Here is a 12,588-nt window from a genome sequence, read left to right as displayed (position 1 = left end):
TGTTTGATTAGATACTGTAATCTAAAGCAATGACATGACCGTCTGCGTTCTTGACGTAGGCGGTATAAGTACCATCACAGTCAGTAATGAATTGCAATTCGCTACCTTTGTTCCAACGTAAGTGGCAAGTAATGGCTTCATTCAATCTAAGCGGAGCACCCACGTAATTATAGATACAATCAACCTCAACTTCCGCATCCTCAACATCATCAAACTGTGTGATAGATATGAGTTGAAATTTCCCCTGAGGCGTGACCACAATTTTGTCATGAATAAAAACACCCAAATCAGCAAGCCCATTGATGTCTTCCCATGTTGCGATGTGATATTCTACACCGCTTTTTTGTGCTTCCTTTAATGAATCAAAAAGATATGTTTTGTAGACGATGTTACCAGTTACACTAACCTTTTCTGTTGCTATTTCTGCGAAATAAAATACTGCTTCAGGCTTGTTCTCTGGTGCGTTGATTGTTGCGGTTGTCATTTGTTATTCCTCCAATAGATTAGTTTTGATACTTAGCGAATAAAGCAGCTTTACGACTTCTCAATAACTCAACCTCTTCCACGATCTCAGCTTGACGTTCCGGTGCAGCATCGAAATGTTCATTAACTAATTTAAAATGAGTGGTTGATAAGTTGTGAACCTCTTCGAAATCCTCATCTGACATGACCCACATTAGACGGTTGAAGATTAATGAATCGCCTAACATATTAGTTACCATTTTCTCACCCCCTTTTAATGTGGTATGTCTTTCATGTACCCAATATATCACGGTATTGAGTACATGTAAAGCGTTTTTGAGTACTATATATAAAATAATTCTACTCAAATACTTTGATTTTGGGTACATTATATGATATAATTTATTATATCAAGTTAAGGAGAGATGATAAAAAAGTGAAAGAGCAAGTTAGAAAAACGGTACAAGTATATGAATCAACAAAGGAAAGATTACAGGAAATTAAAACAGAGCTGGGATTATCTAACGAGAGCGATGTTATAACCTATCTAATCAACTTATATGAAAACTGTGACAGTATTCCTAAAGAAACACAGGCCAAATTAATCCAACTATTGAAATAATACATAAGAGTAACAGACAAAAAAGCCCCTGAGATAATCCTCAAGGGCTTTACTTTATTCAACAGTTTTGTTTTGATCCTTATTCTTTGCATCCATCAATATTTTTACAAATTTTTTGCAGTTATCAATTGCTGGTTCACCATTGATTATAAGCGTTCCAAGGTTTGGAATGTTGTAGATCTGAACTCTCTTCTCATCCTCATTCATATAATCCTTTACTAGTTCTATTTCTTTGCTATTTTTCATGATGATCTCCTGTCGTGATGATACAAATATCATAACAAGGAGTTGAGAGAGATATTAGTGGTAAGTTTATACTATGAGTTATTTTCTTTTAAAACTCATCAATTCTCAACATACTAATTGAATTATTTTTTATCAAAACTTCATTATCACTTATTTTGACAATGTAGTCCCCTTTTTTAGTTATTGTTACTAGTCTACCCACAGCCTCATGACCATTCATGAGGCTAGCGGTTAATACATAGTTTTTATTGAAAAATGAAAGTATCCATAATTCAGATATTCTTCTACTTGATTGAAATAACGCATACAAAAGAAATAAAAAAAAGAGACTTTGTAAAACTAAAGGTATTATATTAGAATCTAAGTTTAACTTATGACTCTTAAGCGTTATAAATATAACTCCACCCACTAAAATTTCGAAACAAATACCGTAAATTATAGCAAGTATACCTATCAAGAAATCATTCAATAACTTATACATACTAATTGGAATAAATATAGGAGTTACGATGATTAATGGCAATGCTATAAACAAGGGACTTTTCAGTTGCATAGTGCTGAAGTATATATAAGCAATTATTATTAAAATGCTTGCAAAGAAAAAGATATTAGTTCCAATAAATCGGCTATTCCGAATTTTGCTATGAATTTTTTCGATTTCACTAATATTTTGTTCTGCAATCAAAGAAAAAAACTTAGCAGCACTTGTTACAGTTTTACTATCCAGAATATCTCCTCATTTCTATACAAAAAGTCATTCTCTTCATTATTGCAGTTTACTTAACCTTCATTAGTCCAGAAATTTTAATCTGATCAGGCTTCACATCTTCGATTAATATAATCGCTTTAACGGCCTCTTTGAGCAGATCGTCAATATCGTCTAAACTACAAGTGAGGTTAAGAGTTGTAGATTTATTCTTATATTGGAATTGCCCTGGTGCTGTTAAGCGATTAATAGTGTAATTGATGATTAAGTTCATATATGTAAATTTTGCTCCATTCTAATATGAATTATGAAATAAGTATAAGAGGTTATCTACGTTCAAACACAAAATAACCATCATAGTGCCCTGCAATAAGTCCATAAATATCCGCCTTATGAGTACGAAGGACTATAGTGTCAAATAAACGGTCTAGTTTTAAATGAGTTCCACTTCGAAAACCTTTGGTGTTTGAGTGGCTAAATGTAAACACTTTGTTGGGATGATCAAGGTTTCTAAAATGTGAAATTATTACTTCGTTTCGTTTATTAACTTGGATATCTGAAATATTGTAATAATTATCACTTGAAGGGGTATCCTTTAAATTCCTAATATAATAAAATCTTTTGTATCCACTCCTTTCTATTTGTTTATAGAACAGAGATAAATCCTTGTCCCACTTACGCTCTTGCCATAAATGATAACCAATACCGGATGTTATGAGAATCACTAAATATAATACCGCACCCCCAATCCCGTAATCCAACGCCATACCAATTGGCATAATAATAAATAATCCCAGAAAAATTAGTTCTCCGGGTTTAGCAACAACGGGGCCACCACCGATTCTCATGCTGTTCTTTTCCCACCTTTATCATCTTCAAACTTCTCGTATAATTCTATATTGTTAATGCTAGCGCTTTAACTTCCTTCTTACAATAAAGAAGCTAATTTCTGATATTTCTCAGCATCAGCACGAATGTACACTGTGTATTCCATTATGCCTTCACTATCCGTGCAAGTCATTGTAACTGTACTATTATCTTGCTTCTTACCACCGATAGCAGCACCTGCTATAGCTCCAATACCGCCTGTAAGCAATCCTAAGCCAATTGCCCCAACAGCAGCTTTACCTAGTGAACGTTCGCCTGATTCACCCCATTGCAAGCCTGTAACGGTGACAGGTATCCCATTGAGTCTAAGAGTGTTCTTTTCAACACCCTGACTAACTCCAAGTATTGAGTTTGCATCTATACCGGGAAAGCCTCCAATATGATGAACCATAACATAATTAGTTCTTCCTACTGCTTCAAGAGCTTTGCGAAAATCTTTGTCTTCTTGTTTCTTAGCTTTCTTTTCTGGACTTGACGAAAATATTCCCATCTATGTAATCTCCTTTTATTTAGTTTTCAATGTTAGGATAATTTTACCATACATTGTAATACGCTGAATAGGTAGTTTGGATTCAGAAAATAAGTATGGTCTTTGTTTCCTATAATATTCGTCTGCGGCAATCCGTTGGCCAGATCAATCTCGACACCGATCATTACCCCTTCAATTCCGTACAAACATGCGCTGTGCATTTTACCATACATAACAAAAACACCTCGATTCCTGAAGTACGCCTATAACAGGCGTCATAAATTCAAGAAAAAAGGTGCTTCCTTATTTTCTGATTATATCTTATTGCATAAGTGTGCATAATTGGTTCTATTGAACTGTAATGTTAACCTTCTTCACTAGCCACAACAGCTTCCCTAATCTGCTCAAAGGATAGGGGTTTATACTCCCAATGTTCCACACAAATATTAAAATGATGATTACCTTCGTACTTCTGGTTATGAATATGACCGTGCACATTCACGTAAGGCATGTGCTTATTCATGTACATTGGCTCATGGGAGAGGAAAAAGAAATCCTTATAAATCACTGCATACTCGCTAACCTCATCAAATCCCACGTCCAGCCACCAGCTCCGGGTACGGCCGCGATCGTGATTCCCAAGTATCAATATTTTGTAACCCTTTAGTCTAGCCACAATATTGCGGGTCGCTTCCTTATTTAGGAATGAAAAATCCCCCAAGTGAAAGACTTTATCATCTTTTCCCACGATAGAATTCCAGCTATCGATCATAACCTCGTTCATCTGCTCTACATCGCTGAAAGGACGAGATTCGAAATCAATGATATGTTTATGTCCAAAGTGATGGTCTGAGGTAAAAAATACATTAGCCATAATTACCCTTCTTTCGTTCATCCTCTGTCGGAATAGACATCATTATTCCATATTACGTCTATTCGTACGGTGATTGACATCCATTTGAATCAATTCAGCTATTGGCGGCGCTTTGTCCTCATTCTCGATAAGCCAGCCGCGCATTTCTCGAATTGCTTCTACCTGTCCATCGCCTTTATCGCGCCAGGTGAGCAGTTCAATGACTCTAATAATAAGCGCTAAAAGACTGCTATTGTTGGTTTGTGTTTTTTCAGCACGAATTTTTTGGAATAAGGCTTCATTCTCCCAATCGATTAATATTTCCTCCGCTATGGCAGGCCGCATAACGGTAAAAGATTTATCGCATTGAGCGCAGCAGACAACAGATAAAGGCTCTCCGTTAAATTCCACTTCGATTTTTTGTTGGCAATTCGGACAAGTAAAACTCACACCTATTTCAAATGGTTGATTCTTCACTCGGATAATCCTCCTCATGATGACATTAAAAGTTACAATAATGTTTACCCATTTCTTTTGCAAAGTGACCCAATGTACCACGGCTATGTAAGGACTTCATATAAAATGAATACACTACACGATTATACGATCAGAAGGCTTCGCGGATATGACCAAGAGAAGCTATGCTTAAATCCTCATTTAATATAACGGTTATGACATCAAATGAAATCATACTCTCTTCATAGCCTTTCATATGCAAATATACCTGTGCTGTACTGCGGACTTGATGTATTTTGCGAGCATTTACTGACTCTTCCGGCGTTCCCTGCAGCAAAGTTCCGCTGCGGCTGCGAACTTCGACGAAGAAGAGGATACCCTTGTTCTCTGCAATAATATCAAGCTCTCCGCTACGACAACGCCAATTGCGTTCCAGAATGGAATAACCCCGCGAAACCAGATATTGCACGGCAGCTTCCTCAGCAGTTGCACCCTTTTGTTTACGGTTGTATCGTTCCTTGGGGTACTGCTCTTTCATTTCTGTCTCCGTGCTCCGGCGGATTGATCGCTCTGATACACAAAACTCAAGATTTCAGCTACAAGCTGATAGAGCTCAGGTGGAATCTGTTGGTCCAGATCCAGCTTGGAAAGCACTTCGACCAGCGCAGCATCCTCTTGCACGGCAACGCCATTCTCTTTAGCTTTTTGGAGAATAATATCTGCTACAGCGCCCTGACCTTTGGCAACGATGACCGGAGCTTCGCTTTGGCCAGGGCTATATTTGAGTGCGACCGCTTTTTTAAGTCTCTGCGGAGCTTCATTATCCGGTTCATTCATATGCGGAAATCCACTCCTTTGTAAGAATCCGGGACATAGTCAGCCAGTTTCCCAGCGTTGTTGCCGGCAAGATCATTCATTACATTCTTCTCCGGTAGGGGTTCGGTTCTCAGACCAGACAACTGGTAGCCAATCGACTCTACGGACGTCTTGATATCGTCACGACTCTGCTCCAGCAGTTCAAGCACCCATGGATCATTATTGTGCAGCTTGAGGCTAACCATACGGTCAACCACTTGTACATCGACCAATGTCTGCCCTAACTGCTTCATGTTCAGATCAAACCAGAGACGGCAGTTCGCAGCATCCAGTTCTCCCTTGCGGCCCCGCCGTGATTGTATATGCACGGAGGCGGTCTCCTCTCCATCCGAACCCTGAAGCGGCAGGAATAGGGTAACCTGCGCGAACGGTGCTGTACGGTCTGTATTCAGCAGCAGCTGTTGCCCAGTCAGCTGCTGCACCAACTGGCCTGCGGCTTCTTTAACCGCAGGTGGAACATCGCTGCTGCCAAGCACCTGCAGCAGCAGGCCCTTGAGCGTATCAGCGGTGTGATCTCCGCCGCTGATCGTTTGCCCCAGCGCAGCAGGTACCAGCTGCGCCTCACGCCCGGCAGCCGCCAGCACAGCTGCCGCCGGACGTGCCTCGGCGGCTACGCCAGCCGCGCCGCCCCGCACGGCCTGCTGCTCGTGCTCCGCACCGAGCAGCTTAAGCACCCGCCCCACCCACGACTCTATGTCGGGGGTGGCGGGCTGCCCCGCCGCAGTTGCAGGCGGGGCTGTTGCGGCAACCTGCGGCGGCACGCTTGCCGCAGGGGCTTGCCTTGGCTCCGCCGCGCTTGCGGGCGGAGCGGTTACGGCACCCTGCGGCGGCACGGTTGCCGCAGGAGCTTGCTTTGGCTCCGCCACGCTTGTGGGCGGAGCGGTTGCGGCAACCTGCGGCGGCACGGTTGCCGCAGGGGCTTGCTCTGGCTCCGCCGGGCTTGCGGGCGGGGCCAGAGCAACGGCGAGCTGCGGCACTGTGACGCGCAGCTCGGTGAGCACGCCCTGCAGCTTCGCGAGCAGGGCCGTACCGCTTGGTGCTGCTGTTGTCTTCCCAGCAGCATCTCCCGCTAGAGCAGCGCCTGTAGCCGCAGCTCTAGCGGTTTCTGTACGTTCTGGCGCTGCTCCGGAACGCACAGAAACACTACTCTGTTCCGTCTCTGCACCAACTTCATTTGCAACTACACCGCTAGGAGCACTGTTACCGCTCGCAAGAGTTGAACCTTTAGCGGGCTCCGCAGCTGTATTACCTTTAGCACTGGCTCCTACTTCAGTTTTTCCAGTATCCACCGCTGCCCGACTCGCAGCAGTTCCAGAACTGTCTTCGGATGCTTCTGGAACATTAACAAGTGCAATAGCTCCTGAGCCACTAGTCTCCGATTTAGCCAAGCTTGGAGCAGCTACATTCCCTGCAGGATTCGTCTTATTCCGAGACTCTGTTGTTTGAATAGCACCAGCTGGCACAGGTTGCTCCTCGGATACGGCTCCCGTAGTCTGCACACCAGCTTTACCAGTCTGAGAATTGACAGCCTGCTCATTCCCCGTATCTGCGGCACCAACAATCACAGCACTTGCTGTTCCTGAAGCTTGAGGAGCAGTTAGCTTCTGTTCTCCTGTTCCAGCGGGCAATTCACTCTTCCCAGCTTCCTGACTTGCCCAGAGGCTTAAACTCTCCTCCAGCGTAGCCAAAAGCTGATGCAGTTGCGGCCCAAACACAGCCTGCTGCAAACCTTTTACACTCTCAACTGTAACCGGCAACCCTCTCTTCACAGAAATCACAGCGGCTTCCAGCCATTCTGTTGCAGATACGCCAGCAGGCTTGGCATTCATCACAGCATCCAGCTTCGCCGCAGTTTCTTTGGTTAATACCAAACCCCCAGACTGCATGGCCTGTATAATCTCACGTCCTGCTTTGGAATCACTCAAACCAAGTGACTCCAAAGCCTCCCCCATACTTTGTGGAGAGACTAGTGCAGCTTCGCCGAGGGAGACCGGCTTTAATACCGGTAATCCGCCTTCCCCGGGCAGGCCAACCTGTAAGTTTAACGTTTGTCCCGGTTGTAGAGGTGTTTCCAATTCCGCACGAACAGGCGTTCCTTGAATCTGCACAAGTGCTTCCTTGCCCGAATCCGATACACTCAGAACGACACCGCGCACGATTTGTCCTTCTTTCAACTCCAAGGACTTAGGCTCACCTAGCTTATTGTCTCCCAGCAAGCCGCGAATCAGTGATCCGATATTCATAGCGTTTCTCCTCCCTCCCAATGTTCTTACTTCTAATCTATATCGGTATTTCTACGGCTTTTATAAGTTGTGTAGCCATAATCTAGAACAGCGTCTGTTGCTCTGACAGTATGTTTCCAAGAAAGCTGCGCCGATGCATATCCGATGGACCTAGTACTGTAATCTGTTGCCGATGTTGCTTGGTTGCATAACCTTTATGTATCGCAATACCATAATTCGGATATAATTCCTCCCAAAGGCCTGCACAGAGTCTGTCCCGCGTTACCTTGGCCACAATCGATGCTGCAGCAATAGATTGACTGTTTGCATCTCCTTTAATGATCGCGCGCTGCGGTAGCGGCAAGTCTACCTTCTCCGCATCAATAAGCATGTAATCAGGTGTATGGCTAAGACCCTCAACCGCTTTTTTCATGGCCAGTCGTGAGGCTTGCTTTATATTAATCTCATCAATCACACTTGAATCGACATATCCCACTCCAACCGCCAATGCTTGTTCCATGATGATCTCGAATAAGGATTCCCGCTTCTTGGCTGTCAGCTTCTTGGAATCATCCACACCATCGATCATTAATCCCACCGGCAAAATTACCGCTGCTGCAACCACATCCCCGAATAGACAACCTCTACCTACTTCATCTACTCCAGCGATGCTCCGATAGGATTGCTCCCAAATCTCTTTTTCGTAAAATAACATATCTATAGTGCTCATCTTACTTCCACCACCATCTACAATTTATCCCTAGTCTCTACAACTCAGCTTAACATAGTAATGCAAGTCAGGGCATCCCACTTTATTCATAGATTTGCTGTTTATTATAGTGGTCCTTTGCTCATAACCTTTGTATAGCCCAGAAAACACAAAAAGAGCCACCCCAAATTCGGATGGCTCTTCCATACCCCGTTTTTTAAACGTTAAATATAATCCTTATTAAGGAGTTTCTAACGTGAAACGCCCAAGCTTACCAGCACGTAGCTCATGCAGTAAAGTACGGGAGGCTTTCTCCAAATCTACCCGTCCACCGCTGATCAGACAACCGCGCTTGCGGCCTACTGCTTCCAGAACGGCGACAATCTCATCCGGATTATCCAGATCCTCAGGAAGCTTGTCAATTCCAAAACGTTCTTGAAATCTAGAGCCATAGTCAGTCACTAAATACTTCACGGCATAGAATGCGATCTCCTCAATGTTGAGGATCTCTTCCTTGATTGCGCCAGTTACCGCCAGACGGTAACCCACTTCTTGGTCTTCGAACTTCGGCCACAAAATACCAGGGGTATCCAGAAGCTCCAAATTCCCGCCCGTCTTAATCCACTGTTGACCTTTAGTTACACCTGGACGGTCTCCGACAGCAGCGATATGTTTTCCAGCCATCTTGTTAATCAATGTTGACTTCCCAACATTCGGGATGCCAACGATCAGAGCACGCATTGCCCGTGGATTCATTCCTCTAGCAATTTGCCGGTCGATCTTTTCCTTCAGCAGTATCTTGACCTGCTCTGGAATTTCTTTGATCCCCGTTCCGGTAGATGCATCTACCGGAAATGCAGTGTGCCCTTCAGCTTTAAAGTAAGCCAGCCATTTCCGCGTGGCTTCCGGATCGGCTAAATCCGCTTTATTCAAAATAATCAGCCTTGGCTTGTCCCGCAAAATATCGTCAATCATCGGATTGCGGCTGGAAAGAGGAAGACGGGAATCGAGCAGTTCTATTACAACATCAATCAGCTTCAACTTAGCCTCGATTTGCCGTCTAGCCTTCGTCATATGACCAGGAAACCATTGAATGGCCATTGCCGTCACCTCCTTTGACTTCTGTTGCTTTAATGGTTAATCATTTCGATGTCTTTTACCGGCCAGAATATCAAATCAGCCCGGCCGACAATATCACCCAGCGGTACATAACCGATCATTCGGCTGTCCGTACTATCCGAGCGGTTGTCGCCCATTACGAATATATGCCCTTCTGGCACTGTACCATCCGTGAAATCTTCGTTAGGGAAGTTCTTATTATTGTACAAGGCGTTATTATTATGCGCTGCATCAATAGCTCCTTGAATGTACGTTTCGTTCACAGGCTCGCCGTTAACTGTAACGACATCCCCCTCTACCTTGATCTTGTCTCCAGCCACACCTATAACGCGTTTAATGAAGTCTCGGCCTTCTGAAGGCACATGGAATACGATAACCTCGCCTCGTTTCGGAGACCTTATATCGTACAATACTTCATTTACAATAACCCGTTCTCCAGTATGGAAATTAGGCTGCATGGAAGGTCCATCGACAATAAACGGCTTGAACAACAGCCAACGGATCAGAATCACCAGAACTAAAGCAATGGCAATCGCCTTAATCCATTCCAATACTTCATTCTTCTGTTTACGAGGTTTCTGCGGGTTAGACTCCCCAGTCTCACCCTGTCCCTCCAGCAAATCCTGCTGCATAGTTCACCGTCCTCTCTTTATGCCACACCAGCAATACAACACAAGAAGAAACGGCTGAGCCGACTTTTACAAGGGCGACATCCGTTTCTCGTAAAATATAAGGATGGAGTATTTAATTAAACTTATACTTCAATAAATTTCAAAAAAAACCTCTACCAAAAACCCCTCCATAGATATTCCTTCAGGAGGCCTTTTCGGAGAAGCCGATCCCCAGCGCTCTATATATGTCATGCATTGAATTCAGAACTCATGGTGCAAAAAGCAGTTAGCGGAAGATAATTCTTGCTTATCAGAAAACGAAAGGGGCTTGAACTCAAGCCCCTTTCCTTGTTCGCTATACTAGCGACGGATTTCTTTAATTCTCGCAGCTTTACCGCGCAGGTCACGAAGATAATAAAGTTTCGCACGACGAACTTTACCACGACGAGCTACTTCGATTTTCTCGAGTTTAGGCGAGTTGACCGGAAATGTTCTTTCCACACCAACACCGTAAGAAATTTTACGAACTGTAAAAGTTTCACCGATACCACCGCCGCGACGTTTGATTACAACGCCTTCGAACAACTGGATACGCTCACGAGTTCCCTCGATAACTTTTACGTGCACTTTCAAAGTGTCACCCGGGCGAAAACTCGGGATATCTTTGCGAAGTTGTTCTTGAGTTACTAATTCTAGGATATTCATTAAGGTCTTCCTCCTTCCGTACAGGCGTTCTTGCTTCTTCCGAAGAAATGATATCTCCATCATTATTAGCAGAGGACCACCGTATTCCACACAACAGAAATAATAATACCACAATGTAAGGGCTAATACAACTTATTTCCACTATTTTAGAGAGGCAGCATATCCTGCTTAATTGCTTTGGACTTACAGTCCTTGCACAAACCAACTATCGTTCCATTCTCCTGTGCATAGAAGATCAATTTACCATTCTTTTTCTTGCATGATGAGCAGGGTTGATCCCCTGAAATTGTCTTGGTTTTACGATGCTTGTCCATGGAAATAACGTTGCCCTTACTATTGGCATTATTGTTCCGATGATCTTTTGAATTCTTTGTTAACCGGCCACGGGATATAAAATAAACAACCACCAATACCAACAACACAATAATAACTGCTGTATAGCTCATTTGGCTTTACCCACTCCCTTGTTCTCGCATCTATATAGAAGTTATTTTAGCATAGTTGAAAATTGAATTGTAGTCATAGACTCCACCTAGTCTAAAGTCCAGTACAACAACCGGACTGCAGCCTGTTTTTCAATATTTTCCCATAATATATAATCAGAGAAGTACATATAAATCTAGGGGGACATCTCAAATGTTAAAAAATCATAAGCTGATCATCCTTGCTGCCGTTGCAGTTCTATCCATCACCCTTCAGGCTGGCTGCACGCCATTACAAGGCAAAGTTGAGGCTAACCATGATGCTGAACAGAATATTGGAGAGATCATTAAGCAGGAAATTGGACAAACAACCGCAAATGTAGAGCAAACCATTCAGAGTACGGCTGCCAAGGTTGCAGATGCGGTCGCAGCAGACAGTATAAGCAAAGAACTCTCCGCTTCCCAAGCCACCAATTCCGCCTCCGTACTCAGCATTGATAACGCAGTTGGTACAATCACGGTAAGCTCCATTGCTGGAAACAACATAAACGTGAGTGCCACCATTATGGCGCATAATGTTTCAGCTCATTCTACGGACCGTCAAGAGATTCTGGATCACGCCGAAGTTTCCATTCAGACTAACGGGAATACGTTAGAGGTATCTGCTAGACCTAAGGAAAACTCGAAAAAGGATCTCTGGACTTGGGCACAAGACAAATACGGCTATTCCGACTTTAGCATTAACTATGTCATAGAAATTCCAGCTAACCTTAATCGGTATCAAATTAATAACCGTGTCGGAGAAATTAATCTCCATAATCTACAAGGTACTTACCGCATCATTAGCAATGTTGGTGCGATTAGCATTGAAGGAGCTATAGTCACTGGCAAATCCAGCGTAGAGACCAACACAGGCAGTATTCATCTAGAGATCTCAGACATGAAGAACGGAAGCAGTCTTTCAGCAAAAAGTGATATAGGCAGCCTCACCGCTGTTCTGGCCCATGATCTTAAATGCAACCTGGATACCGAAAGCGAGCTTGGACAAATCACCGGAGCCGCATGTGGCAAGAGTGAACTGGGGGGCGGTGGCCCCCTGTTATCCTTAAGCTCCCAAATCGGTGCTATCACTGTACAACAATAAACAATGGGAAAAGAATAAGGAAACAGCAAAAACAGACCATCCTAGATAACGGGATGGTCTGTTTTTGCTAGAAGAGCT

General features: G+C 43.6%; 20 protein-coding genes. 2 read left to right on the top strand and 18 right to left on the bottom strand.

Going from position 1 to position 12,588, the window contains the following annotated elements; translation table 11 throughout:
- Nucleotides 1-7: 7 nt before the first annotated feature.
- Nucleotides 8-484, bottom strand: a complete 477-nt coding sequence (locus H1230_RS13315) for a hypothetical protein (protein ID WP_239716013.1) — start codon at nt 482-484, stop codon at nt 8-10.
- 19 nt (nt 485-503) lie between these two features.
- A complete protein-coding gene (locus H1230_RS13310) occupies nt 504-722 on the bottom strand; it encodes a hypothetical protein (protein ID WP_239716011.1) in 219 nt (72 codons plus the stop codon).
- A gap of 176 nt (nt 723-898) precedes the next feature.
- Here H1230_RS13310 and H1230_RS13305 point away from each other — a divergent pair, with 176 nt between their 5' ends.
- Nucleotides 899-1,084, top strand: a complete 186-nt coding sequence (locus tag H1230_RS13305) for a hypothetical protein (RefSeq protein ID WP_239716009.1) — start codon at nt 899-901, stop codon at nt 1,082-1,084.
- 54 nt (nt 1,085-1,138) lie between these two features.
- Here H1230_RS13305 and H1230_RS13300 read toward each other — a convergent pair whose 3' ends face one another.
- From H1230_RS13300 to H1230_RS13225, 16 genes are all read right to left on the bottom strand, one after another.
- A complete protein-coding gene (locus H1230_RS13300; RefSeq protein ID WP_239716007.1) occupies nt 1,139-1,330 on the bottom strand; it encodes a hypothetical protein in 192 nt (63 codons plus the stop codon).
- 88 nt (nt 1,331-1,418) lie between these two features.
- Nucleotides 1,419-2,015 carry a hypothetical protein gene (locus H1230_RS13295; RefSeq protein ID WP_239716005.1) on the bottom strand — a complete coding sequence of 199 codons (597 nt, stop codon included), beginning with the start codon at nt 2,013-2,015 and terminating at the stop codon, nt 1,419-1,421.
- Between the two features lie 91 nt (nt 2,016-2,106).
- Nucleotides 2,107-2,310, bottom strand: coding sequence for a hypothetical protein (locus H1230_RS13290; RefSeq protein WP_239716003.1), 204 nt, complete (start codon nt 2,308-2,310; stop codon nt 2,107-2,109).
- Between the two features lie 52 nt (nt 2,311-2,362).
- Nucleotides 2,363-2,884 (bottom strand): hypothetical protein, encoded by a 522-nt coding sequence (locus tag H1230_RS13285; RefSeq protein ID WP_239716001.1) that lies wholly within the window; start codon nt 2,882-2,884, stop codon nt 2,363-2,365.
- Nucleotides 2,885-2,964: 80 nt separating this feature from the next.
- Nucleotides 2,965-3,414: a hypothetical protein gene (locus H1230_RS13280; RefSeq protein WP_239715999.1), complete on the bottom strand. Its 450-nt coding sequence runs from the start codon at nt 3,412-3,414 to the stop codon at nt 2,965-2,967.
- Nucleotides 3,415-3,446: 32 nt separating this feature from the next.
- Nucleotides 3,447-3,626, bottom strand: a complete 180-nt coding sequence (locus H1230_RS13275; protein WP_239715998.1) for a hypothetical protein — start codon at nt 3,624-3,626, stop codon at nt 3,447-3,449.
- A 131-nt stretch (nt 3,627-3,757) separates the two neighbouring features.
- Nucleotides 3,758-4,267, bottom strand: a complete 510-nt coding sequence (locus tag H1230_RS13270; RefSeq protein WP_239715996.1) for a phosphoesterase — start codon at nt 4,265-4,267, stop codon at nt 3,758-3,760.
- A 42-nt stretch (nt 4,268-4,309) separates the two neighbouring features.
- Nucleotides 4,310-4,723 carry a hypothetical protein gene (locus H1230_RS13265; RefSeq protein WP_239715995.1) on the bottom strand — a complete coding sequence of 138 codons (414 nt, stop codon included), beginning with the start codon at nt 4,721-4,723 and terminating at the stop codon, nt 4,310-4,312.
- Nucleotides 4,724-4,853: 130 nt separating this feature from the next.
- On the bottom strand, nt 4,854-5,240 hold the full coding sequence (locus H1230_RS13260; protein WP_239715993.1) for a YraN family protein: 387 nt from the start codon (nt 5,238-5,240) through the stop codon (nt 4,854-4,856).
- Nucleotides 5,237-5,539, bottom strand: coding sequence for an EscU/YscU/HrcU family type III secretion system export apparatus switch protein (locus H1230_RS13255; protein ID WP_239715992.1), 303 nt, complete (start codon nt 5,537-5,539; stop codon nt 5,237-5,239). Before H1230_RS13255 ends, H1230_RS13260 begins: the two co-directional genes overlap by 4 nt.
- Nucleotides 5,536-7,821 carry a DNA ligase gene (locus H1230_RS13250; protein ID WP_239717687.1) on the bottom strand — a complete coding sequence of 762 codons (2,286 nt, stop codon included), beginning with the start codon at nt 7,819-7,821 and terminating at the stop codon, nt 5,536-5,538. The genes H1230_RS13255 and H1230_RS13250 overlap by 4 nt, the downstream gene beginning before the upstream one ends.
- An 82-nt stretch (nt 7,822-7,903) precedes the next feature.
- The gene (locus tag H1230_RS13245) at nt 7,904-8,530 is read right to left on the bottom strand and encodes a ribonuclease HII (RefSeq protein WP_239715990.1); all 627 of its coding nucleotides are present in this window, start codon (nt 8,528-8,530) and stop codon (nt 7,904-7,906) included.
- A gap of 219 nt (nt 8,531-8,749) precedes the next feature.
- Nucleotides 8,750-9,610 carry a ribosome biogenesis GTPase YlqF gene (gene ylqF, locus H1230_RS13240; RefSeq protein ID WP_239715988.1) on the bottom strand — a complete coding sequence of 287 codons (861 nt, stop codon included), beginning with the start codon at nt 9,608-9,610 and terminating at the stop codon, nt 8,750-8,752.
- A gap of 29 nt (nt 9,611-9,639) precedes the next feature.
- The gene (gene lepB, locus H1230_RS13235) at nt 9,640-10,260 is read right to left on the bottom strand and encodes a signal peptidase I (protein ID WP_239715986.1); all 621 of its coding nucleotides are present in this window, start codon (nt 10,258-10,260) and stop codon (nt 9,640-9,642) included.
- 339 nt (nt 10,261-10,599) lie between these two features.
- A complete protein-coding gene (gene rplS, locus H1230_RS13230) occupies nt 10,600-10,944 on the bottom strand; it encodes a 50S ribosomal protein L19 (protein WP_239715985.1) in 345 nt (114 codons plus the stop codon).
- Nucleotides 10,945-11,090: 146 nt separating this feature from the next.
- Nucleotides 11,091-11,390, bottom strand: a complete 300-nt coding sequence (locus H1230_RS13225) for a hypothetical protein (protein ID WP_239715983.1) — start codon at nt 11,388-11,390, stop codon at nt 11,091-11,093.
- A 190-nt stretch (nt 11,391-11,580) separates the two neighbouring features.
- Between H1230_RS13225 and H1230_RS13220 the strand changes: the two genes are divergently transcribed.
- Nucleotides 11,581-12,510 (top strand): hypothetical protein, encoded by a 930-nt coding sequence (locus H1230_RS13220; protein WP_239715981.1) that lies wholly within the window; start codon nt 11,581-11,583, stop codon nt 12,508-12,510.
- Nucleotides 12,511-12,588: the final 78 nt, after the last annotated feature.

Source organism: Paenibacillus sp. 19GGS1-52 (genome assembly GCF_022369515.1).
GTDB lineage: Bacteria > Bacillota > Bacilli > Paenibacillales > Paenibacillaceae > Paenibacillus_AQ.
This window is presented reverse-complemented; position numbering and strand designations above follow the sequence as displayed.